This is a genomic window from Spirosoma gilvum (genome assembly GCF_054776815.1).
The window spans coordinates 212,173-235,293 of the sequence record NZ_BAAHBH010000008.1 but is presented as its reverse complement, the minus strand read 5'-3'; the positions used below and the strand labels follow the sequence as shown (position 1 = coordinate 235,293).

At 50.1% G+C, this 23,121-nt stretch carries 14 protein-coding genes; 5 read left to right on the top strand and 9 right to left on the bottom strand.

Going from position 1 to position 23,121, the window contains the following annotated elements; translation table 11 throughout:
• Nucleotides 1-22: 22 nt before the first annotated feature.
• Both ACYVFD_RS21480 and ACYVFD_RS21475 read left to right on the top strand, forming a co-directional pair.
• Complete coding sequence (locus ACYVFD_RS21480) at nt 23-1,528, top strand: tagaturonate reductase (protein ID WP_461092720.1); 1,506 nt, start codon at nt 23-25, stop codon at nt 1,526-1,528.
• 130 nt (nt 1,529-1,658) lie between these two features.
• Nucleotides 1,659-2,411: a hypothetical protein gene (locus ACYVFD_RS21475; protein WP_461092554.1), complete on the top strand. Its 753-nt coding sequence runs from the start codon at nt 1,659-1,661 to the stop codon at nt 2,409-2,411.
• 89 nt (nt 2,412-2,500) lie between these two features.
• Here the strand turns inward: ACYVFD_RS21475 and ACYVFD_RS21470 are convergent, their stop codons facing one another.
• The 3 genes from ACYVFD_RS21470 to greA form a co-directional block, all read right to left on the bottom strand.
• Complete coding sequence (locus tag ACYVFD_RS21470; RefSeq protein WP_461092553.1) at nt 2,501-6,199, bottom strand: zinc-dependent metalloprotease; 3,699 nt, start codon at nt 6,197-6,199, stop codon at nt 2,501-2,503.
• Between the two features lie 237 nt (nt 6,200-6,436).
• Nucleotides 6,437-6,826 (bottom strand): HIT family protein, encoded by a 390-nt coding sequence (locus ACYVFD_RS21465; RefSeq protein ID WP_461092552.1) that lies wholly within the window; start codon nt 6,824-6,826, stop codon nt 6,437-6,439.
• A gap of 113 nt (nt 6,827-6,939) precedes the next feature.
• Nucleotides 6,940-7,413: a transcription elongation factor GreA gene (greA, locus tag ACYVFD_RS21460; RefSeq protein WP_461092551.1), complete on the bottom strand. Its 474-nt coding sequence runs from the start codon at nt 7,411-7,413 to the stop codon at nt 6,940-6,942.
• 386 nt (nt 7,414-7,799) lie between these two features.
• On the opposite strand from greA, the gene fmt reads away from it, so the two are divergent.
• The 3 genes from fmt to ACYVFD_RS21445 all read left to right on the top strand — a co-directional run bounded on the left by fmt (nt 7,800) and on the right by ACYVFD_RS21445 (nt 10,416).
• Complete coding sequence (gene fmt, locus ACYVFD_RS21455) at nt 7,800-8,723, top strand: methionyl-tRNA formyltransferase (RefSeq protein WP_461092550.1); 924 nt, start codon at nt 7,800-7,802, stop codon at nt 8,721-8,723.
• Between the two features lie 133 nt (nt 8,724-8,856).
• Nucleotides 8,857-9,843, top strand: coding sequence for a polysaccharide deacetylase family protein (locus tag ACYVFD_RS21450; protein WP_461092549.1), 987 nt, complete (start codon nt 8,857-8,859; stop codon nt 9,841-9,843).
• A 78-nt stretch (nt 9,844-9,921) separates the two neighbouring features.
• On the top strand, nt 9,922-10,416 hold the full coding sequence (locus ACYVFD_RS21445) for a dihydrofolate reductase (RefSeq protein ID WP_461092548.1): 495 nt from the start codon (nt 9,922-9,924) through the stop codon (nt 10,414-10,416).
• Between the two features lie 3 nt (nt 10,417-10,419).
• Here the strand turns inward: ACYVFD_RS21445 and ACYVFD_RS21440 are convergent, their stop codons facing one another.
• The 6 genes from ACYVFD_RS21440 to ACYVFD_RS21415 form a co-directional block, all read right to left on the bottom strand.
• On the bottom strand, nt 10,420-12,327 hold the full coding sequence (locus ACYVFD_RS21440) for a sensor histidine kinase (RefSeq protein ID WP_461092547.1): 1,908 nt from the start codon (nt 12,325-12,327) through the stop codon (nt 10,420-10,422).
• Nucleotides 12,328-12,522: 195 nt separating this feature from the next.
• Nucleotides 12,523-12,924 (bottom strand): hypothetical protein, encoded by a 402-nt coding sequence (locus tag ACYVFD_RS21435; RefSeq protein ID WP_461092546.1) that lies wholly within the window; start codon nt 12,922-12,924, stop codon nt 12,523-12,525.
• A gap of 82 nt (nt 12,925-13,006) precedes the next feature.
• Entirely contained in the window at nt 13,007-13,933 is a 927-nt protein-coding gene (locus ACYVFD_RS21430) for a sugar phosphate isomerase/epimerase family protein (protein WP_461092545.1), read from the bottom strand.
• 268 nt (nt 13,934-14,201) lie between these two features.
• A complete protein-coding gene (locus tag ACYVFD_RS21425; protein ID WP_461092544.1) occupies nt 14,202-16,283 on the bottom strand; it encodes a beta-galactosidase in 2,082 nt (693 codons plus the stop codon).
• Between the two features lie 158 nt (nt 16,284-16,441).
• Entirely contained in the window at nt 16,442-18,781 is a 2,340-nt protein-coding gene (locus ACYVFD_RS21420) for a glycoside hydrolase family 3 protein (protein ID WP_461092543.1), read from the bottom strand.
• A 124-nt stretch (nt 18,782-18,905) separates the two neighbouring features.
• Nucleotides 18,906-23,015 (bottom strand): glycosyl hydrolase, encoded by a 4,110-nt coding sequence (locus tag ACYVFD_RS21415; protein WP_461092542.1) that lies wholly within the window; start codon nt 23,013-23,015, stop codon nt 18,906-18,908.
• Nucleotides 23,016-23,121: the final 106 nt, after the last annotated feature.

Below are 23,121 nucleotides of genomic sequence, written 5' to 3'. Positions count from 1 at the left end.
GCAGAATGCCACCCCTCCAACCATGCCTAAACTAACGCGTTCGACGCACCCCACGCCCACTTATCCCGAAAAAATTCTGCAATTCGGTACCGGTGTTCTTCTTCGGGGATTGCCGGATTATTTAGTCAACAAAGCTAATGCCGATGGCCGGTTTGGCGGTTCGATTGTGGTCGTAAAATCGACTGATAGTCAGACCGATGAATTTTCGGATCAGGACAATCTGTACACCGTAGCGGTTCGGGGCGTGCAACAGGGGAAAGATGTTGCTGAAACAACCGTAGTTTCGGCCATTAGTCGGGTACTGGCGGCTCAGACCCAGTGGAAAGAGATTCTGATGCTGGCCCGAAATCCCAAACTCCAGATCATCATTTCCAATACGACCGAAGTTGGGCTGAATTATGTGGAAGAAAGCATATTTCAGCAACCCCCTCAGTCGTTCCCTGCTAAACTGACGGCCTTTTTGTATGAGCGGTTCCGTAGTGTAGGCGGCTCCAAAGCCAAAGGACTGGTTGTTATTCCAACCGAACTCGTTACCGACAACGGTCTTAAGCTCCGCGAAGCCGTCGAGAAACTAGCGCAGTTCAACGAACTGGGTAAGCTCTTCACAAAATGGCTCAAATTTCACGTCCGATTCTGCAACTCCCTGGTTGACAGAATTGTAACCCGTCCTACCGACGAAGCCCAGCAGGCGCTACAACAGGAGGCCGGTTATGAAGACAACCTGCTGACCTTTACGGAGCCATACCATCTGTGGGCTATTGAAGGGGATGACCGCGTGAAGGAAATGCTCACCTTTGCTGATGGAAATACCCCGCAGATCATCATTGATGAAGATATCAACTTTTACCGGGAGCGTAAACTACGGGTATTGAACGGCACCCACACCCTGACTATGCCTTTAGGGTATCTGCTAGGTCTGGAAACCGTTGCCGACGAGATGCGCCATCCGCTCATGAGCAAATTCGTCGAGTCGCTGATGCTGAACGAGATTGTACCAACGGTGCCTGACTATGGGGTTCCGGGCATGGATAAAGAGGCCGTTAAGGAATTTGCCCATGACGTACTCGACCGGTTCCGAAACCCACACCTCGACCATCTGCTATTGAATATTTCGTTGCAGGAAACGGCCAAAATGCAGGCCCGTAACGTAGCGACCATTCAACGGTATTTCGATCAGAACAACGCTGTTCCGCCAATGACGGCGCTAGGTTTTGCGGCCTATCTACTCTTTATGAAAGCTGTTCGCGAAGAAGGTGGGCAGTTCTTCGGAGAAATTGCCGTAAATGGTGGCATCCTCACCTACCCCATCCGCGACGACAAAGCAGGTTATTTCTACGGCGACTGGAAGACCGTGAAACCCAAAGACAAATCAACCGTACAGGCTTTTGTGAAAAGTGTTCTTTCCGATCAAAAACTCTGGTTGGCTGACCTCAGTACGTTACCGGGCTTTGTCGAAGCTGTTGCCGAAAACCTTAGTTCGATGCTTACATCAGGGATTGAGAAAACATTGAAAAAAGCCCTTGAATAGACCTTAATCTATCACTGGAATAAAAACGAATTCCTGCCGGAGCTCCGGCAGGAATTCGTTTTTTAGAAAGAGTTACATTTCGGGTAACAGTTTAAGGCCAAGATGGTTACACCCAATAAACCTTTGCCTTATGAAAACTCTTTCCGTCTGGGCCAGTCGTCATACACCGTTGGCGATTGGGCTTATTATCCTTGGCGAACTAGCCAACGGTTTCAATGCCGTATTGTTAGGAGCGAGCCTGCTCGATAACCTACCCTTACCCTGGTTATATAGTAGCCTGTTAGCCATCATTGGTGTGGCAGCATCGATTCAGATGCGTACCAAGCATACAGACAAGGTTGCTCCTTATTGGGTTTCGCGCCGATGGGCCTTCACAGCATTTGTTTCCAATTTCTTACTATTCAGCCTATTGGGGGGCATTTGGGTCCATCGCGTTCAGTATTCAGACTCACCAAGTGTGGTGCTAGGCAGTCGAAGCATCGCTGTTGTACGTGATAGCATCGCCCGTCCCGATACCGTCCAGCAACCCGGCCATTCGACTGAAAAAGCCAAGGTAACACCAGCAGCCAGCAACACCCCTCCACGTATCGTGTATATACTTCTGGGGATAGCCGGTCTGGCGGTTGCATATGTGCTGACAGGGCTAGCCTGTAATATTCTTTGCGCTGGATACGGTTTCGGCGCTTTACTAACCTTTTACCTGGGTCTGGGCGGATTGGCAGGCTCTTTCTATTATTTCAGCAAAGCCGTTCAGCGTTCGCCGAAACGGCGCCGGGATATGACAGCCGATGAGCGCAAACGAGACGGTCGTCGCTTCTGGCTTTCCTGGCTAATCCTGATTGGCGTTGCCTCCGCAGCTCTGCTCCTTTCGAACAATAACTAGTGGGTATCGCTAACCGGATCAATAATCATCCTGTGTAATGTAATTGGCTAAACGTGTGGCGGGCCTGCACGACTTGCCACACGTTTCCTTTATTGCTTCACCACCTTCCAGTTTACCATTCGACCATCCTGTGTTTCAATGTGCAGAATATATGCCCCTGACGGTAAGCTCCGCAGATCCCACTCGTCCCGGAAGGCACGGCCTACAGGAACTTTCTGGCGAATTTCCCGACCTTGCTCATCACTCAACCGAAGTCGGGCCAAGGGAGCTATGCCAGCCTTTAATTCAATAGTCAACTGGTCAGTTATCGGGTTTGGATACACGCTGATTCCCTCTAATAACAGCGGTTCATTGCCTAATGCCAGCGCACTTACTACTATGGAGTTTTTGATGGTACCCGTAGCACAATTGGCATCGCTGAGCCCAGTAACCGACAGACTGTAATTAGTTGGTTGAGTGGCTTTGAGGCTAACTACATAAGGCGAATTATCGACACGTACCGCCTGATTATCCCACCGAGTAAAGCGCCAGGGAGCCAACCCGGTGAGTGCTACAGAAACACGAGCACTGTCGCCGAGTGGGAATGTAAGCTTGTTACTGCTCAGTTCGGCGGTGGGCAATGCCGATACGGTTAGTTGAAGCGAATCGCGGGTGCGCACAACCGGCTGGGAAGCCTCCAGATAAAACACATATCGGCCAGGGGTAAATGTATTCGATACCAGCATCGACACCGTAGCACCCCGAACCGTAGCGGGTAAGGTCGTTGTTTTGCCAGCCGATTTCACGACAAACCAGTATTGATTTGGGTTGACAACCTTTCCCTGCACCCCGAACCCGACCGTCAGCGAATCGCCGGTGCAGTAGACCGCTTTGCTGGCTTGCAATAAGGAGAGCCTGGGTAATACCGTAACAGACAGGACAGTATCAGCACCGGCACAACTTCCGGTATAGCACCGCGCCCGATAGGTGGTGTTGGCTTCCGGCTTTACAACCAGTTGATTACTTCCCCGAACCAAGCGGTTAGTGACCGTTTCGGTTTCGCTAGTCCATGACCAGATCACGTCAGAGCAGCCAGCCGCCTGAAGTGTAGTACTCTCGCCAATTTCAATGGTCTGCCTAGAGACTGTCAGGGTTGGTGTAGCCACATTTGCGCAGGCGCTGTACCGTATTACCTGATAGGCACTGCCGCTAAACCATAGATTGCCGTTGATATCAGCGCTCATAGCACCTAAGTCATTTAGCGGCATAGTCGTTATTTTCTTCCAGCTAAGTCCATCATATTTAAAGAGTCCACGAGGAGACGCGTTATCAATTACATATAAATTCCCCAATGGATCGCTGGCCATATTAGTGACATACGAAATAGGCATTGTGCTATTTTGGCTGAATGTCGTCCAAGTTTGCCCATCATATCGGGCCAGTGGTGGAAATGAGAAGGTCAAATCTGACTGCGACACCCACAGATTTCCTAATCCATCGATAACTATGCGATTGATGTACTTTCTTAGTTGTGGTGTATTATCAGCATTAAATACCTGAGTGGTGCGGGTTAGGGTATTCAGTCGGACTAGTTCAAAGGGGGCTGTAGTGCTTGCTCCGTTATACTGTAGTATCCAGACTATACCCGCTCTCGCTATCGTCTGATTTATGCCCCGATTTTCGGGAGCGGTATAGAACTTCGCCAGTGTATCGGCTTTCTGCTCATAAATAGCATTGTAGCTATGAAATAACTTAGGTGTTAGGCTAATCGATGAATAATAAGCGGTCGTGTTATATACCACTGCTTCGGTCAGGTCGCCGGTTTGGTCGGTAATTTTTCCTAGCTGATAGTACGGTACCGCAAAGGAGTTCTTAAACACATTAACTGATTTTCGATTCGCCAGCCAAACATTGCCCTGATCGTCAGTCGTCAGGATCGCTCTCACATTCCCGATTTTGCCGCTGGTGTTTTTAGGTGAGTACGATCGTACTGTTAAGCTATCCAGACTAATCCGGGTAATGCCATTGGCTGTGTTAATCCAGGCAGCCGTTGGCGATAGCACCAACGACCCCGTATTATCGCCCATCGGCCAGTCTGGATTACGTACATTGTTAATAAATGACCAACCATCTGGCAGTTTTGCACTACCTGTTTTGAACGGTATAACCGTCCTAGTAAGAAGCCCTGTCGGATAATCCAGTATGTGCATATTCCGTTCTTCTACCTTAATGTAATACTGCGTGTTGGGCTGTAGGTTTTCGGCCATTCCAAGCGCGTAATAATAGCTCATGGTATTGGTAGTCGTTCGGACTGATATTGGTTTGGCAAATGTCGTATCAGTTGCCAACGTCATCTGAATCTCTGTACGGTCGTGGGGTTTGGTAAAAAAATAAGGAAAGGTTAGTGGCGCAGATTCGTTTGTATTAAAAGGTAGACTGATATAATAAGATGCCGGGCTAACCACAAATCGACCTATTGCCGACCAGGGGCCTTTCGTATTACCCACAATCGCTCTGGTTCTCCATAAAACTGTTCCTCTACGGTTCAAACTGGCTGTAAAGGAGGCCGTTGGCGTTGTAATAGTTGATGAATAATTAAAGAGCGGGTCCGTTGACTGTGTAAACTGCATTTCGTAACCCGTAACGCCTTCTACGGGTTGCACCGCCATCTGGCAAACTCCGTTATTGTAAGGAATCAACCGCTGATCCTGCGTTGGTACCAGCAGAATAGGGGCAGCAACTCCAACCACTACACGCTGCAATCGACAAATAGTTGACCAGACTGAAGTGCCTAATCTGTTTACAGATCGAACCCGAACATAGTATGTTTGCCCCACTGCCAGTTTGCTCATGGTATAGCCGTTCACTTGTGTAGTATCGCTGATGATCTTCTGCGTAAAATCAACATCACTGGCTACTTCTACATCGTACCGTTCGGCCATCGCCTGACCATTCCAGTACATAAACGGTATACCCGACAACGCCAATTGGGCGGGTAACACGGGTGCCTGGTTAGCAGCCGACAGTTTAGGCAGGTTCTTCACCGCGTAATCGGTCATCAACGCCTGACAAAGTGGATGAAATGTTATATTGAGTGCATTATTTACCACCTGACAATAGCTCATGATGGTACCTTGGATCGTTTGTAGAGCACCGGTATAACAATCTCCTTCAGCAGTTGAGCAATAATCGATAGGGCCACCGGGCCACGAACAACTGTGTGTATGGGGTGAACCAAAACAATGGCCCAGTTCATGCGAAAGCGTAGTCAGATCGGTCCCGTTACCTGATATAGCCTGATTACCACCACCCAAGCCACCTGCACCTGTCACGGCTTTGGTAGGGAAATACACCCCCTTATCGTAGGGAATTTGATTGAACTGGGTAGCCCATTTATTCGAAAAAATTGTAGATAGCCTGAACATATCCAGTTCCCCCCGATATGGATCAGCCTCGGTATCTTTCCAGATATGGAAATAAACAACAACTAGCTGGGTATTGATTTCACGCTCGAAAATCTTCGATGACTGTTCAATGCGTTCCAGAAAATAGCTCCGAATCCGGTTGGTATCTTTCTCAAATTCCAGATACGTATCGGAATCGATTTCGACGGCAATTCGGCACACGTTTCGTTCGCCAGCCGCTTTACGCGCCTTTTGTGCTGCCATCAGACGAGGCAGTTGCCCCATCAGCCGAATGGTGCTATCCGGCAATTGTCGGTCGTTAACTCCGCAAGTGAGCGGTGTTTGAGCAAGTAGGTTATAGAAAAAACAGGTAAATAATAAGATAAGCCAGCAGATGTGCTTCATAAGGTTTTCTGTACAAGTGCGATAGAAAATTTTACGGTCGCAATAATACAAAACCTAAAGTTAATTAGAATATATTTGTAAATTTACTTATACATATATTTAGACTACTATAAATAAAATAGCGGGCCGTTATGAATCTCATAACAGCCCGCCAGTTACTTTCCTACTCTAGTTTTATATTTCGAAGACTCTGTTAAAAACCGTTGCTACCATCTTCAGAAAGCAGATGCATTCAGCTTATAGAAAGGCCCGAATTTTCTCGGCTGTAGCGGCCAGTTCTTCCTGGCTAGGCTTCAGTTTATTATGAAAATTCATGTCGGCCATGGAGTTGAGTGGAATCAGGTGGACGTGTGCGTGCGGCACCTCCAGTCCAACCACGGCTACACCGATGCGCTTGCAGGGAATCGCTTTCTCGATAGCCGGGGCAATTTTTTTGGCAAAGGCCATCAGGCCAATGTATAAGGCATCGTCCAGATCGAACAGATAATCGACTTCTTTTTTCGGGATTACGAGTGTATGCCCCATGGTCGTAGGCATCACGTCCAGAAACGCCAGATAGTCGTCAGTCTCAGCAATCTTATGCGCTGGAATCTCACCAGCCACAATTCGGGAGAAGATAGAAGCCATGGTTTTTTGCCAGGAGTTAGTAGTTAGGAGCGAGGAGTGAGAATGGCTGACGCACTATTTTTTGTGATGCGTCAGCCATTCTCACTCCTCGCTCCTAACTACTAACTCCCTTTTTATCGGTCAATTTCAATTACTTCAAATTCCATGATACCGGCGGGCACCTTGATTTCGGCAACATCGCCAACCCGCTTGCCCAGAAGCCCTTTGCCGATCGGCGAACTCACGGAAATACGGCCCGCTTTCAGATCAGCTTCCTCTTCCGATACCAGCGTATAGGTTACCACAGCGCCGTTTTTCTTGTTCTTGATCTTCACCTTTGAAAGGACCGAAACAATGGAGGTGTCGATGGTCGATTCATCCAGAATGCGGGCATTGGAGAGAACCTCTTCCAGCTTTGAGATTTTCAGTTCATGAAGGCCCTGCGCATCTTTGGCAGCATCATACTCTGCATTTTCGCTAAGGTCACCTTTATCCCGGGCTTCAGCAATCTGACGGGCAATAGCTGCTCTGCCTTTGGTTTTTAACTCATTTAATTCAGCTTTGAGCCGGTTGAGTCCTTCTTCGGTGTAGTATGAAATCTTTCCCATAATCCGTTAATACTTACTCGTTATTCACATTGGTTTAGCACGCTCCTTAAAACAAAAAGAACGGTACACCGACCGTTCTGCAACCAAATTGGTTTTCTTTGCAGACGAGTCAGAGCCGCCGTCGGGTACCCGAAGCGAATAATTCAGAACTATAAAAAATGGTTCGTCGCATAGGCTGTGCCAGTAAGCGGCTCATCACATTCTACCGTCATGCGGTTGGAGCAGCGCATTGATGAGACAAAAATAGAAAGAGTTCCGCGCTATATCAACACATACAGTAGGTAATGAATAATGGATACTGTAAAATGACAATCCTCAAACTGATTATCAACTGAAACGCATTATTCATTGTACATTATGCATCGTTCATTTATCTAAATCGATTCATGCCAACACCCCTTCGCATCATATTCATGGGTACGCCCGATTTTGCCGTTGCCAGCTTACAGCGACTGCTCGGGGCGGGTTACCAGGTTGTTGCTGTTGTCACCGCACCCGATCGTCCATCGGGTCGTGGCCTGCAACTGACATCCTCACCGGTTAAAAAAGCGGCCGAAGCAGCCAATTTACCGGTTTTGCAACCCGAGAAGCTCCGCGACCCCGTCTTTCTGGAGCAACTGGCCAGCTATCAGGCCGATTTGCAGGTGGTAGTAGCCTTTCGGATGCTTCCCGAGGTTGTCTGGGCGATGCCTACTATAGGAACGTTCAATCTGCATGGATCATTGTTGCCACAATATCGGGGAGCGGCTCCCATCAACTGGGCGGTTATCAACGGCGAAACCGAAACGGGCGTCACTACATTTTTTATCGAAAAAGAAATCGATACCGGGCAAATGATTTTTCAGGATACTGAGCCCATCTACCCCAGCGACACCGCCGGAACCCTACACGATCGACTGATGGAGCGAGGGGCCAATCTGGTACTGAAAACCGTGAAAGCCATCGAAGCGGGGGATTATCCGCGCACTCCACAACCCACTGCCGACGACCTGAAACCGGCCCCTAAACTCAGCCGCGAAAGCACCGAGATCAACTGGAATCAGTCGGCGCATACCATCCGAAATTTTGTGCGGGGCCTATCACCCTATCCATCTGCCTGGACGCTGATCAACGGCAAAGTGTTTAAACTGTATGACGTTGCCGTTGCCAACGAATCGCCTTTTACTGCCGAACCTGGTCAAGCCTATAGCGACAACAAGAAAACAATTCTGGTTCGAGCGGAAGATGGCTGGTTACGGATCGAATCGCTCCAGGCCGAAGGCAAGCGACGCATGACCGCCGAGGAGTTTTTGCGGGGGAATAAGCTTTGATAGAGTCATTTATTGTCATTGATAGTCATTCTATTGTCATTTATCGTATTATCTTACACAACCACGACTGCAATAAATGACTATTAATGACAATTGAATGATCAATACTGATCCCATGACCAACTTATTATTTATGAAACTATTCCTGACCAGCCTGTTAGTTGCTCTCACAGTTCAAATTACTCAGGCCCAAACCGAAACCTATGCCGAAAAGCTGGGCTTTCCGAAAGGCAAAAAAGTGGTTATTTTACATGTCGATGATGCGGGCATGAGCTATGACTCCAACATCGGCACCATCAACGCCATCGACAAGGGAATTGCCAATTCAACCAGTATTATGATGCCCTGTGGATGGGTGCCCCACTTCTTCGCGTACATGAAAGAGCACCCCAATGTTGATGCGGGTGTGCATCTAACACTCACTTCCGAATGGAAAAATTACCGCTGGTATCCGATCGTCGGACGCGACAAAGCACCGGGCCTGTACGATGAACAGGGAAGTTTCTGGCCTGAAGTTGCGCAGGTAGTCGCTCATGCCACTCCCGACGAAGTAGAGGCAGAAGTTCGGGCTCAACTGGCACGTTATCGTTCGTTCGGGTTTCAGCCTACGCACATGGATTCGCACATGGGCACGCTGTTCGAACCTAAATTTATTGGACGCTATGTAAAAGTGGCGATCGACGAAAAAATCCCGATTCTTTTCCCCGGTGGCCATGCGGCACTCATCAGCAAAACCAACCGGTTAGCTGCGCCTATGCAGCAACTGGCCCGTCAATTAGGCAAACAGCTTTGGGACGCGGGCTTGCCCGTACTCGATGATCTGGACGGAAGCATTACCAGTTTGAACCTGCCCGCTGGCGCTAAAGACTCAGACTTGCAAAAATTTAAAACCCAGAAATTCATCGAACTGTTGAACACGGTACAGCCAGGTTTAACCTACATCATCATGCACTGCACCGCGCCTACACCCACGTTTGACCTGATCAGCAGTTCAGGTCAGTCGCGGAAAGGCGATATGCTGGGCATGATGGACCCCGCTCTCAAAACCTACATCGAGAAAGAGGGCATTATCGTAACTACCTGGCGGGAATTAATGGAACGACGGGGCAAAGCTAAATGATTGAATGATTGAATGACTGAATGATAGAATTGTTCGGTTATTCAATCATTCATCAATTCTATCATTCAGTCATTAGTAATGAAAATAAGTCTCATCTCCGCAGTGGCGGAAAATGGCGTCATTGGCCGAAATAATGAGTTGCCGTGGCATCTGCCCGACGATTTTGCCTTTTTCAAGCGCAAAACAAGCCATCATCCCATCATCATGGGTCGAAAATCACTGGACTCGTTAGGAAAGCCACTCCCCAATCGCACTAATATTGTGATCACCCGTAATACCGACTTTACAGCTCCGGGTGTAACAGTTGTACATACACTAGATGAAGCCATTGCCGATGCGAAGGCCATTAATCAAACCGAAATCTTTGTAATTGGCGGGGCTGAGATCTATAAAATGGCTCTTCCTATAGCTACTACGCTATACCTGACCGAAATTCACAAAGCTTACGAGGGCGATGCTTATTTCCCGCCGTTCGATAAAGCTGATTGGCATGAAGTTAGTCGTCATCACCACCCGGCCGACGAACGCCATGCGGCTCCGTTCGACTTTGTAGAGTACGAGCGTAAGTCGTAAGGCTTAGCCTGAGATGGGCAACGTTATGACTAGTTCGGTAAACTGATCTTCTTCACTCGCCAGGGTAAGTGTGCCACCATGACCTTTTGTGATAATGTCATAACTGAGGGATAGCCCTAATCCTGTGCCCTGGCCGGTTGGCTTCGTGGTAAAAAAAGGCTGAAAAACCTTCTGTTTTATGGCATCAGGTATTCCGACTCCATTATCGCGAACGGTTATTTTAATTTGCTGCGCGTCCTGACTCGTTGTTAGAGATACTTCAGGTTGATAATCCTGAGGGTCACTTTGCTGTCGTTTCTGTACGGCATAAAAGGCATTATTGAATACGTTTAGAAGTACGCGACCAATATCCTGTGGTACCAGACTTACCGGAGGCAAACCCGTATCAAACGTTGTGATGAGTTTTGCTTCGAAGGTTTTATCCTTGGCCCGAATACCGTGATAAGCCAGTTTAAAATATTCTTCCGTTAACGCGTTCAGATCCGTGCGTTCTTTCTGTCCACCACTTGGGCGGGCGTGCTCCAGCATCCCTTTAACAATTGCTGATGCCCGACTACCGTGTTGATTTATTTTTTGAAGATTCTGCTGAACATCCGTTAATAATTCATGCTCCAGTTCGTCATCGCGTTGAGGATTCTGGCGATTTTCCAGCAATTCTGCGACTAGCTCGGTACTGACTTCTGAAAAATTGTTGACAAAGTTCAGCGGGTTCTGAATTTCATGCGCGATACCCGCCGTTAGTTCACCTAACGAGGCCATTTTCTCAGCCTGAATGAGTTGAGATTGGGTAGTTTTTAATTGGGCCAATGTCGCCTGAAGGGCTTCTTTCTGCTCACTTAATTGTTGGTTTGCCAGTTGCTTTGCCCGGTTGTTACGAGTCAGTATGATGGAAAAGGCAACCAACAAAACGATACAACCGATCATCAGGAACACATATTGACGTTGCCGATGCGCTTCCTCATCGCGGAGTTGCTGGTCTTTTTTCAACAAGTTAATCTGGGTCTCTTTTTTCAGTAAATTTTGTCGGTATGCCAACGAAGCCAGTCGGCGCGAGGTGGCTTCGGCGGTCAGGCTGTCTTTATAGGCGGTATATTGCAAATAATACCGATAGGCCTGCGCATAATCGCCTTCTTTGGCAAAAGCAGTACTAAGTGCTTTTGTGGAATCCCGAAGTTTTTTTCGCTCATTGAGCTGATGTACAATTTTGGGATTTTTAACACTAGATCGTATGAGTGTATCCAACCAACGATCGCCAAAATCATGTTTGACCCTAAACTTATGACCCAGCGTCAGATCAATAGGTGGAACCGGTAATGAGGACAGTAAGTCCGACGTGTTTAGCTGAAGAGGCCGTCTGTTTGCTCCTCGATTGCCTCCAGGAATACTTATCTCGACAGGCTCTGATACCGATTCTTTCTTTTTAGCAGCCATCGATGCACTCGCTTTCATGGCTTCGCCTAACGACTCAAGAACCGGCACCAGTGCATTGGCAACGGCTGGCTGGCGTTTGGCAGTACTCCGTATTAGTCGCCCTACCTGTGTCATTGCCCAATTCGTCTCCTTTACGTCGCGAATTCGGCTGGCTATCTGCACAGCTTCCTGAATAAGAGTTTCGGCCTGTTGAGATTGCTGGTCCTGTAATCGGATGTTAATCAGCTGCGATAGGGCAACTACCTGACCTGGCATATAAGTCAGTCGGCGGGCGCTGGAAAGCATTGTATCGAGTTCCTGAACCGAATTACGATGTCGCCCCAGCCTTCCTTTCAATCGAGAAATTTCCTCACCAGGAGGCTGTATCAAGCTGACCTGCACACTGTCGTTCGGCACAGCCTGCGCCCAAAGGGGCCGCCCACTTATACCTACGAGCAACACCAGAACTCCTAAAATACCAGTACAAATAAAACGCTTCATGAGAGAATAGCTGGCCCAGGCATGCGGAATTTGTTCATTCGCTACTGGGATCTCAAATCGTCAGCACCAATGTTAAGCCGAAAATACACAAACATTGGCTTCCCTCTTCTGCCGTATGGCCGATTCTCTTTGGGCAGGCTTCGTTGCTCAGAGCCTGGAAGTGGTCGATTACTAAAGGCCAAATGAGACAACTATTTATTTCTTCGTAGTCAGTATCGTCTGTCCACTCGGACTCATCACCTCAGCGTTATCTTCAGCCGTAATGTAGATATTATCGGGTTTAGCCGTAGAAGTAGCTTTTAACCGTGCTTCCAGTGCCCGACCAGCAGGCAACAATTGGCCTAATTTATTGACAGGATCACTTCCCGATTCCATCCAGACGACATAGGTATTCATCGGCGGACTCAACTTTTTCGGCTCCGCTAGATTCCGCACGTTTACATTGACGACGTAGTTTTTGTTTTTATCCTTTCGAACGCCAACTTTCCCCGAAGCGGAGGGAACAATCGACGAATCACTGAAAACCAGTTGAGGAGTACAGGCGCTGACAGCCGAAGCTACGTATAGAGTAATAAGAATAAATCGGATCGTTTTCATAACGTTGCTAATTTCTTAGTTCGTTAACCGATCCGATTAGCGAGATGTTTGACAGTTAATCGCTAGTTAATATTCTTTCCGCTTAGCTTAGTTTCCTTCCTTCAACTTCCAACAGCGCTTTAGTTCGGCGAATGCCTTCGTCTTCAGCCATACCCTCGCCTTCGAACTCTACGCCGATATAACCTGTAAATCCGGTTGCTTTAACCAGTTTCAGCATTCGCCCATAGTCGATTTTGGTTTCGTTACCCTTTGCATCAAAGCCATAACTTTTTGCGCTGACACCCCCTTTAGCATACGGCAGCATTTCGGTCACTCCTTTGTAGCGGTCGTACGGGCGCTCGCAGTCTTTTTCGGTACTTCCCCAATCGTGCGACTGACAGAAATTACCAAAATCAGGCAGCAGTCCACAGTTCGGCCGATTGACTCCCTTAGCCACTGATGCCATCCAGCTACCATCCGATGAATAACCGCCGTGGTTTTCGGCCACCACATTCAGCCCTAATGGTTTAATTCGTTCGGCCAATCGCCCCAGGCTCTCAATCGCCCGCTTTCGTACCTCATCAACCGCATCTTTATTTTGCAGATTAACCCGTATGGTTTTACAGCCCAGAAACTTAGCCGCTTCCGCCCAGGCGTAATGTCGATTAATGGAATCGGTTCGTTTAGCGGCATCGGCGTCGACCAGACTTCCGGCCGTATCGATCATAATCAGGTGGTTCACGATACCCTCATTCTGGCTGCGTTTGAGTAGCTCCTTCAAATAGGCCGGTTCATTTTTCACAAACTGATCGACGTACTCGACAGCCATGATACCAAAATCGCGCCGGGCACGGGTGGGGAAATCGAGCGTTGTCGTCTCCTTTTTGGCCAAAGCCCGATGCAATGACCACTGCGCCAGCGAAATTTTAAAGAACAGGTCTTTGGGCGCTTCAGTGTCGAAAGCGGGTATGAAAGGTAGTGCAGACAAGGCACCCAGCTGGCCTAAAAACTGACGACGAGTTGAGTTCATTAGCATGAAAAATATGTTTCACTGATTTGATTTACGAACCTGTTAAATTCTTCACCTAAAAGCCTAAAATGTAAGCTTTTGTCATGCTGACGAAGGCTATCTGGCATCTCTATCCTAATTGTCTCTCCCACGTTCTGTGAGGACACAGAACGTTCATCCGGGTGGCAAACCGGGCTGGCGCACAAGCGTTCTGTGTCCTCACAGAACGCGGGAGAGGTTCTCGTTCAAAATACGACAAAGCTTAGTTTACAGTGCATTAAATCACAGACTAATTCTCTTCTACAATTTTCACTCCCCACTGCTCTATCGCTATCGATGACCCTGTCGAAATAGCACCATCCGACAATAATTCTTTGCCAGCTTTATACGAATAGTTGACAGAGCCGGGCGTAGCGGAATAATTGAAGAAGTAATGAATCGGCTTTCCCTGTTGATTCACACCTGATTTGACGATCAGCGGAAACGACAGTTGTTGATCAGCACCCCAGACTCCCGCTTTTTTGACAGCACCTTCCAGCACGTTTTGCAACACAGCGTCGCTGGTCATGCAGCCAATGTAAGTTGCCAGTCCACTGCCGTAGGTATTCTCTGTAATGGCCGCATACGTTCCCCAAACCGGATGATCGTAAGAAGCCAATACACGAGCTGTAGTCGGTGTAATCAGTTCCATCCACGTCTTAACCACATTATTCGCTTGGCCTACCTTAAACGGATCACCTTTCAGCGAAACCTTCTGCGGAACGGTAAACTGGCTATAGTAAATGCCACAGGCTTCGCTGATAATCCCCGGCTGGCGTGTCGACCGAACTTTGACATTCTCATCCGAAAAACCGCTTTTGAAGGTGTAAACAACATGGCCACCGGCTTTTACGAAGCGATTAAGTCGTTCCAGTAGTGCATCGGAAGCGGCATACAAAGCGGGAACGATCAGGAGTTTATACTGCTCCAGATTGGTACTGGAAGGGTCGACGAAATCAACGCCCACATTCATTCGATATAGCGCATCGTACATCGGGCGCAGGATGTCGTTGTAGCGTTCGGGCGCTCCCCAGCCAAAGCTAAAGGCATTGAACGCCGTCAGGGCTTCGTTGCTGAACAACATGGCTACGTTGTTTGTCTTTTTCAGATTGACCAGTTTTGGGCTCAGTCTGGCAAAGTCACGGCCGATGGTTTTGGCTTCGTTATAGGTCGGATTGGGCTCAAAATCGTGGCTCAGCAACCCTTTCCAATACGTTTCGGCCGAATTGTGGATCGAATGCCAGTGCCAGTATTCCAGCATATTAGCCCCCGAGGCCAAATGGCTGAACGCCTGCAACCGCAACTGACCCGGATACGGCACCCACTGCGGAAATCCCTGCGCTTCAGTCTCCAAGACCAGGTAACTTTTACCCGACTTCATAGACCGGGTTACATCGCCCCCGAATGAGATTTCGATACCGGTAAGTTGATCCTGCGTTGGATGGTAGATATCGACCCCAGCGATGTCCATCGCCTTCGCTGCCGCAAAATGATCGACATCGGGCTGAATACCGTACGAATACCCCCGCCATTCGAAGTCGAAATTCTGGGTTACAAACTGACCAGGCCGTTTGTATTCGTTCACCAGCTTCGCCTGCCAGGCCAGATAGTCTGTGACGAGTTTCCGCTGAAACTTCGCAAATTCTGAACTCAGGCTGGCATTGATGGTCCCCACCATCGACGGAAAATCAGCCCAGTTGTTGATCCGGTTGCTCCAGTAATCGAGTCCAAAGGCTTTGTTGATGGCATCCAGCGTTTTGAACTTCGCTTTCATGTACTGCACAAACTGTTGCTGCACGTTAGCTCCGGCGGTATTGTAATGCTTGGTTTCGTTATCGACCTGATAACCAATAATGGCCGGATGATTCTTGACGTGTTCCATCATTTTCCGAATCACGCGTTCGGCATGGAAACGGAAGTGCGGATTGGTAATGTCCATATTCTGGCGGACACCGTACTGGTTCTGTCCCCGCGCAGTAGTAGCCAGTACATCGGGGTATTTACGGACCAGCCAGGTCGGGACGGCATAGGTAGGAGTGCCAATGATCACCTGAATCCCGCCTTTGTGCATGGCATTCAGTACCCGGTCGATATGCGTAAAATCAAATACCCCATCCTGCGGTTCAACCGTACTCCAGGTCGATTCGGCGATGCGCACCACATTGATTCCGGCTTCCTTCATCATCTGAACATCCTTCTCCAGCCGTTCGTAAGGCATGTATTCATCGTAATACGCCACACCAAACAGCAGCTTATTGGGTACAGGACTTTGCGCGAAGGCCCATGTTGAAACGAGTAAAAGAGTGGTGAGATGCAAAAAAATGCGATGCATAATTGGGGGCATAAAGCCTATTCGTGTTAGTCTGACTTACCAAGGAAGGTTTTGGGCATTTCGCTTTTTGTCATTTCGACGCAGGAGAAATCTCAAGCGTGCATATTAATAAGCTTGAGATTTCTCCTGCGTCGAAATGACAAAAAAATACAAACGGCTTACTTCGCGCTTAGTACCGATTGCTTATACTTGGCGGTGCGGGCGTCCCGAATGACGCCTTTCCAGTTCAGGCCAAACCCGAAATCGTAGGTGTTGCCGTCTGAATCTTTGTAGCAGGTCATGTCGCGGGGAACGTCTTCGGCCTGGGCTTCCACCGTTTTCATGTCGGCAGGCATTTGCATGGGCAACAGGGCAGAGGGCTCATGTGCACCGGTGAGAATATCCAGCAGAGCCTGATCCTGTACGCCAAAATGCGCCAGAATCGCATTCGACTGCTTTTCAAACTCACTCACAACCGTCGGATTGCCCACGTTCAGCGCCACAATAACGGGCTTACCGTTCATTTTGGCATAGGTTTCCGTCACCATGTTCAGGTCGGTCGTGTTGATAGTCTTCGCCGTTTTGCCGTTATAGGTGCGGTTGGTGAATTTCTCCATCGGGTCGCCACCGGCAATACTTGGGTCGCGAGTGCCCTGCGCGGTGTAATCGCCGTATTGTAGACTGACGGGAACATAGCCTGTACCACCCGCTTTGGCATCGGCACTGTTGTACCCGCCACCCGAATTTGGGCTTTGGATAAACACCAGCGCATAATCGGCCTCGGCGGGGTTGTCCGTTACGTTAAAATACTTCTTCACGATGTTCAGGCTAACCGGATAATCCAGGCTCTGGGGTGTTTCAATACCCAGAAAATTCCGGCCTGCTGGCGTAAAGCGCTTGGGAATATAAACGGTTTTCCCTTTCGTGAGCGGCAACGCTTTCGTCTTATTCTTCAGCATCACCACCGATTCCAATTGCGTCTGATAACCGGCCTTCATGTACTCGGGCGTACCTACTGATTTCTGCGATACCTGCGGGTCGAGATACGGATTTTCGAACAGACCCACCCGGAAAATATTTCGGAGTAACCGAACGGCCGACTGTTCGAAGCGGGCTCGCATGGCGGCTTCACCATGTTCTTTCACGCCCATTTTGTAGGCTTCCATTACCGGGCCAGACTCGTTGTTGCCGCCGAACTGGTCAACGCCGTTCATCAGGATTTTATAGTGCCGCTCAGCCACTGTCATCTTTTCAACACCCCACGATTTCCCTGTCAGAAACACATCCACAGCGGTTTCGTCGGCCGTAATGAGCCAGTCGGTGCAGACGACCCCATCGTATTTGTATTTGGTCCGCAGCAAGTCGTGAATGATGTATTTGCTGTAGCTATTGCCCACGTTCTCGCCATACTTCTTGTCCTGCCCGTACGAGATAGTATAGTACGGCATCACCGCCGACGCCATGCCCGTTTTGCCGTTCAGCCTGAAGGCCCCGTTCAGGAATGGGATGAACGCCGTCTCGAAATTCTTACCCGGATACACCGCGTATTTACCATAGCCATAGTGCGCGTCGCGTCCACCTTCGCCCGAACCGCCACCCGGCCAGTGCTTCACCATCGCATTCACACTGTGGTACCCCCAACCGCCCGTAATCTCGTTGGCCCCGAAGGATGTCTGGAAACCGTCGATATAGGCACGGGCCATGTCGGTAGCTAGTTGCGGATCTTCGCCAAAGGTGCCACTCACCCGATTCCAGCGCGGATCAGTCGCCAGATCGACCTGGGGCGACAACGCCGTAGCGATGCCCAATGCCCGGTATTCGGTGGCAGCTATCTGACCAAATCGTTTGACAGCCTCAGGATTGAAGGTGGCGGCCAGTCCCAGCGAACCAGGCCACATCGAAATAGCTCCACCCGCACCGGCATTGTATTCGGCATCGGCGCGGGTACCATGCCGGGGGTCAGAACTACTGTTGATGGGTATGCCTACGCCAATTCCTTCGACCAGAGCCTGGGCGTTGTTATTCCATTCAGCCGCAATTTCGGGGCTTTGTATCGACGTAATCAGCACATGCCGCAGATTGTCGTTGGTCAGAAACGTCTTTTGCTGGTCCGACAGATCGGATGCTTTTACACCACTCTGCGCAAATACTTTTCCGCCATACGTACCCGCAAATGGCCCACCCGCGGCCGCCGGAATAGGCTGGTGTCGGCTGTAGAGCATCAGTCCGGCAATCTGGTCGATGGTCATTTTCGAGGCTAAATCCTTCGCCCGTTCGTCTACTGGCAGGCGCCAGTCTTCGTACTTATCCAGCTTGCCATTTTTGTTGAGGTCTTTAAACGCAAAGCCCTTTTCCGTCAGCAGCTTCACGCCCGACGATGGTGCGTAGCCAATGGTTTTGCCGCCTTTGTTCGTCACTTTCATCCAGTTCCCCACCTTCGTTTCAGTCCAGTTCTGGCCGAACGCGGACGATGCAGCCAACAGGCTTAGCAGTCCGAGGGTAACGCTTCTTGTTTTCATAGGTTTGGTTGGCTTCTAAATGTTTTTTTGTCATGCTGACGAAGGAAGCATCTTAATGCTCCTCAACTAATAAGCAAGGAAAATTTAAGATGCTTCCTTCGTCAGCATGACAAAAGTTAATTGCTCAAATCGCCTTTTGCTCCGCAACCCGCAGCACCACCGGGCCGATCAGGCCGGAATCCAGCAAAGGCGAATCTTTGTTGTAGTGCTTCCAGGTAGTAAACGTCACCCGGCCATCGGCGGGCTTTGGCTTTCCTTCTTTATACCAGGCCGGTAGTTCGACAATGGCACCGTTGCTCAGGCTGGCAAATCCACCGGCGCCACCGCCCGGCGTAAACTTATCCGGGTCGGGCATGTGTTCGTCGCCAATGAGTCGGTTCGGCCATAAATTCGTCACGCTGATTTCCAACGTATTGTTGCCCGCCTTTACAGCCTCGGTGATATCCAGCCGATACGGGCGTTTCCAGAGGGTGCCAAGGGCCTTACCATTAACTGACACATTGGCCAGTACTTCTACCCGGCCCAAATCCAGAAACAGCCGCCGTTCTGACGTACCGGGTAGCAACGAAGCCGGAATCTGAACCGTCTTGACATAGGTAGCCGTACCAGAAAAGTGTTTTACTCCGTCCTGCTCATGCGTGTTTAGGGGAATCAGGCTGTCCAGTGTTATCTGATCGGGAGCGCCCAGATTGGCCGGAAAGCGAACCTGCCAGCTACCCGGCACCTCCATTGGCTTACTAATACCCGCAACAGCCATTGGCGTACCCCGCCCCGACGTATCCTGTACAGTGTACTGGCCATTCTGCCAGATAATCAGCCCGGGTTTTCCATTCGTTGCCAGTTCAACGGTCGGGGATGACACGGTTTTCGGCCGTTCCTGCGCGGCCAACTGCTGGATTCGGCTATCCGATGCCGCTTCCGTGAGCAATTGCGGTTCGGTTATGTCGCCGTTATAAAATGAAGCGCCATCGCTCAGAAAAGCCTGAGCGATGCCCGGATGCACAATATTGGTACCCGCTTTCCCCTGCTGAATCAGTTTACCATTCACATAAATGGCTGGAACACCGTCCTTATACACGACGGCTATATGGCTCCAGCCCGAGATGGGCGTTTGCGCCGACATCCGAAAGACGGGCATCCCACTGGTTCGCTCCCAGATGGCCACACCATTCCGCCCAACCGTTAGTCCGCAGGCAGCATGACCCTCCCCGTACAGTTCCGTTCCAGAAGGTGGATAGATGGCGTAATAGTCGGTCCAGGGATTTTTTACGTGTTCCAGAAACCCGTTAGTCGCCAGCATGATATTCAGCTCCGGCTTGGCCCATAGGCTAATGGTAAAGTTGTTGGCAACGTCTTTGTAACGCTTGCGCGTAGGAGCCGGAAAAGGTTTGGCGCTCAGCAGCGTTTCCTGTCCTTTACGAATGGCTTGTAGCTGTTTTTTGGCCGACGTGCGAAACACGACAAACGCCGACCCCGACGGATCGAGCTGAACAGGTACGCGGGTGTGTCCGGCCAGGGTTTCGCAGATCGGTATCGGTGTCATTTTTCCGGTCGAAGCATCCCACAGTTCGGGCTGTTTGCCGGCTATCCGAAATGTGCAGACCGTTTCTTCGGCTGTACGGCGCTGGTTGGCCAAGAAATATACATGGGCATCGCCAACGCGCCGGTGTATCCACGTAATGGGGGCATCGCCCGAGCGAGAAGTCACTTCCACATCCGGCTTAATACTCAATGCATTAAGTACCGCCGACATGGGGTTCCCCCAGAAAACACGGCCTTTACCCATCTTATTTTCTGTGATCGTAGTGCCATTGATCGGCCCCCAGATGTCGATCAAAAGCTGCCTAAATTCCGTATAGCCTTCCGAATGTCTACACAGTCCCAGCGTTGTTTCGGGTTTCTCGCCCACGACAACCAACCCTTCTTTTACATAGTCACGCAGTTTTCGGAGCAGTTGTAAACTCAGCGCTTTATGATTCTGAAGCACCAGAATCCGGTAGTTCATACCATCGGGCAGGACAAGCTTACCATCCTGAACACGAGCGCGTTTCAGCAGCGTTTCTCCATTGATCAGGTCATAATCGTAGCCCTGCGGTGGTGTCGGCGTTAGTTCATGTGGCTCAACTTTCGTGTATTGATTTCCGTCTTCGCCGGTAAAGTAAGCCAGATCGGCAACGAACAGGCCCTGCTGCAACAGGCTTTGGCAACGCGCCAGGTAATCGAGCCAGGCCCGCCCCTGATTCCACCAGGTTGTAGTCCGGTCGAAGTGGATGCCCCAGGGCCCCATAGTCATACCCGGTACGGCGGTTGGATGGGGCTGATGCGCGTATCGGTGAAAAATAATCCGGTTCAACCCCTGCGTAAACATCCTGTCGCCCAGGGCTTTCATACCGAACGGATACTCCTGCCAGCGTGCGGATTCGGGCTCCCCCGTGAAGGCTTCGGCCCCAACGATCTGCGGTTTAGCGGGTGTACCTCCGCCAGCGGTTTTCCCGTTGATATGCGCGATAGACGCGGCCAGTTTGGTGGTTCGGCGCATGGTCCAGTTATTCTGAAACAGGGATGAAAGTCCGTGCCAGAACTCGCCCATGTTGACATCCACCCGCGAACCAATCTGCATTTCTTCCATCGGTCCCCGGTCATACGGTTCGGCGTAGGCAACGATTCCCTGCTGATGACACAGTTCCGTAAAGCGGGCGTAATAATTGTCGGCCATCAAATCGGCCAGAACCCGGCGAAAATCCCAGAGAAAACGCTCCGTAAGGTCTACGCTTTCGACAATTCGGCCTGTCAGGGTGGGCAAATACGCCAGCAATGAATCGCCTACCCGTTTTTGAAATTCCTGCGGAAGCTGGGTCGTCCAGTTCTGCATACCGACTTCGTAACTGTCAATCAACAAACCTACCTTGCCTTTCTTGGTTAGCGGTTTCAGCGTTGGCAGCAGATTTTCCATCATCTTGTTGAAGTGGAAATCAATGGCAGCCGGGTTGTATTTATCGCATTCGAGCCCGATGCCGGTGTCGGGTGCCGACCGATTAAGTTCGCCTTTGGGTGTATAGCCAACGCGTAAAACGGTCCAGTTGCCGTATGGCGCATTCCAGCGTAGCGCACCGTCTTTGTCCATGAACTTCGTTACATCGACAAGAGAAGACAGCTTGATAGCCGCTTTTCCGGCGCTTTCAGAATCAGCCGTCACGCCCATTACCCCAAATGCAGTATCAGTTTTCCGACGCCAATCGGCCAGTCGGGCGGTTCCCGAAAACCGTAGCTGTGAAAAATGCCGTGCGCCGGGCGATGTAAGGCGGAAGAACCGCGCTTTTGTCGGTGCAAACTCTGTGAGGGTCAATGCTTCTTCCGGCGAACGCCCGGCGCTTCCCGAAGCTACTTTGCGAAACTGCGTACCATCGTCCGATGCTTCCAGCATAAGCTGAGGACCGCCACCAAAACCACCTCCACCCGCGGACGGCTTGCCCACTGGTTTGCTTACAAAGGCGATGGACTGCGCTTCATACGGCTCCTTAAATTCAAGCAGTACCGTAACGGGCTGACCTTCGGCACTGGGCTGTACCGTTATCCCTTCAGCACCCGCCAATTGCTCCGCCGAAATTGGTTCAGTTCCCCCGTTGGCCGTTATTTTGTTAACCAGCGTCGACAAAGCCGCTTCGCCGGGAAGCGACGGATAAGCTAGCACCACTACATCGCGGTAGTAGTTCAGTTTGGTCGGCGGCTGTGGCAGCGATACCGTTACGGCTTGCCCACCCGTTATGTACGCTTCGCTCCAGGTTACCTCCTGCATGGCCAGCTCGGGCGTAATCCACGGCCCTCCACTCGACGACCAGCCTGGACAGTTGTGCATGGTAAATTCCAGTCCCAGCCGGTCGGCTTCTTTCATGGCGTGCTGTTTCAGACTGAGCCATTCGGGACTTAGGTACACCACAGGCCCTTTGGGAATACCGGTTCCGGCATCGAAATTCTGAAAGCCACCCAGGCCGATTTGCTGCATGGCTTCCAGGTCGCGGGTGATGCCGTCGGCGGTTACGTTGCCGTTCATCCAGTGCCACCACACCTGCGCCCGCGCCGACATGGGCGGATTGACAAACGCATCGGCAAACGATTCAGCGGCTTTGGTATCCAGCGTGGTTGGCTTTCGATTGATTTCAATGATGCCTACCGGTGTCACGAGTGCCGCTAAACCAGCCGTAGAGGTATTCTTTAAAAAGGTTCGTCGTTTCATGTAAGGTGGGTTTATACACAAATTTGGCTCGGATTACCTGAGAAAAATTTGTCATTCCGACCGTAGGGAGGAATCTCAAAGTCGCTTGTTAGTCAAGCTTGAGATT

Excerpts from the sequence above, each read along its gene's own strand:
- ACYVFD_RS21480 (WP_461092720.1), top strand. The coding sequence starts at position 23 with ATGCCTAAACTAACGCGTTCGACGCACCCCACGCCCACTTATCCCGAA.
- ACYVFD_RS21475 (WP_461092554.1), top strand. The coding sequence starts at position 1,659 with ATGAAAACTCTTTCCGTCTGGGCCAGTCGTCATACACCGTTGGCGATT.
- ACYVFD_RS21470 (WP_461092553.1), bottom strand. The coding sequence starts at position 6,199 with ATGAAGCACATCTGCTGGCTTATCTTATTATTTACCTGTTTTTTCTAT.
- ACYVFD_RS21465 (WP_461092552.1), bottom strand. The coding sequence starts at position 6,826 with ATGGCTTCTATCTTCTCCCGAATTGTGGCTGGTGAGATTCCAGCGCAT.
- greA (WP_461092551.1), bottom strand. The coding sequence starts at position 7,413 with ATGGGAAAGATTTCATACTACACCGAAGAAGGACTCAACCGGCTCAAA.
- fmt (WP_461092550.1), top strand. The coding sequence starts at position 7,800 with ATGCCAACACCCCTTCGCATCATATTCATGGGTACGCCCGATTTTGCC.
- ACYVFD_RS21450 (WP_461092549.1), top strand. The coding sequence starts at position 8,857 with ATGAAACTATTCCTGACCAGCCTGTTAGTTGCTCTCACAGTTCAAATT.
- ACYVFD_RS21445 (WP_461092548.1), top strand. The coding sequence starts at position 9,922 with ATGAAAATAAGTCTCATCTCCGCAGTGGCGGAAAATGGCGTCATTGGC.
- ACYVFD_RS21440 (WP_461092547.1), bottom strand. The coding sequence starts at position 12,327 with ATGAAGCGTTTTATTTGTACTGGTATTTTAGGAGTTCTGGTGTTGCTC.
- ACYVFD_RS21435 (WP_461092546.1), bottom strand. The coding sequence starts at position 12,924 with ATGAAAACGATCCGATTTATTCTTATTACTCTATACGTAGCTTCGGCT.
- ACYVFD_RS21430 (WP_461092545.1), bottom strand. The coding sequence starts at position 13,933 with ATGAACTCAACTCGTCGTCAGTTTTTAGGCCAGCTGGGTGCCTTGTCT.
- ACYVFD_RS21425 (WP_461092544.1), bottom strand. The coding sequence starts at position 16,283 with ATGCATCGCATTTTTTTGCATCTCACCACTCTTTTACTCGTTTCAACA.
- ACYVFD_RS21420 (WP_461092543.1), bottom strand. The coding sequence starts at position 18,781 with ATGAAAACAAGAAGCGTTACCCTCGGACTGCTAAGCCTGTTGGCTGCA.
- ACYVFD_RS21415 (WP_461092542.1), bottom strand. The coding sequence starts at position 23,015 with ATGAAACGACGAACCTTTTTAAAGAATACCTCTACGGCTGGTTTAGCG.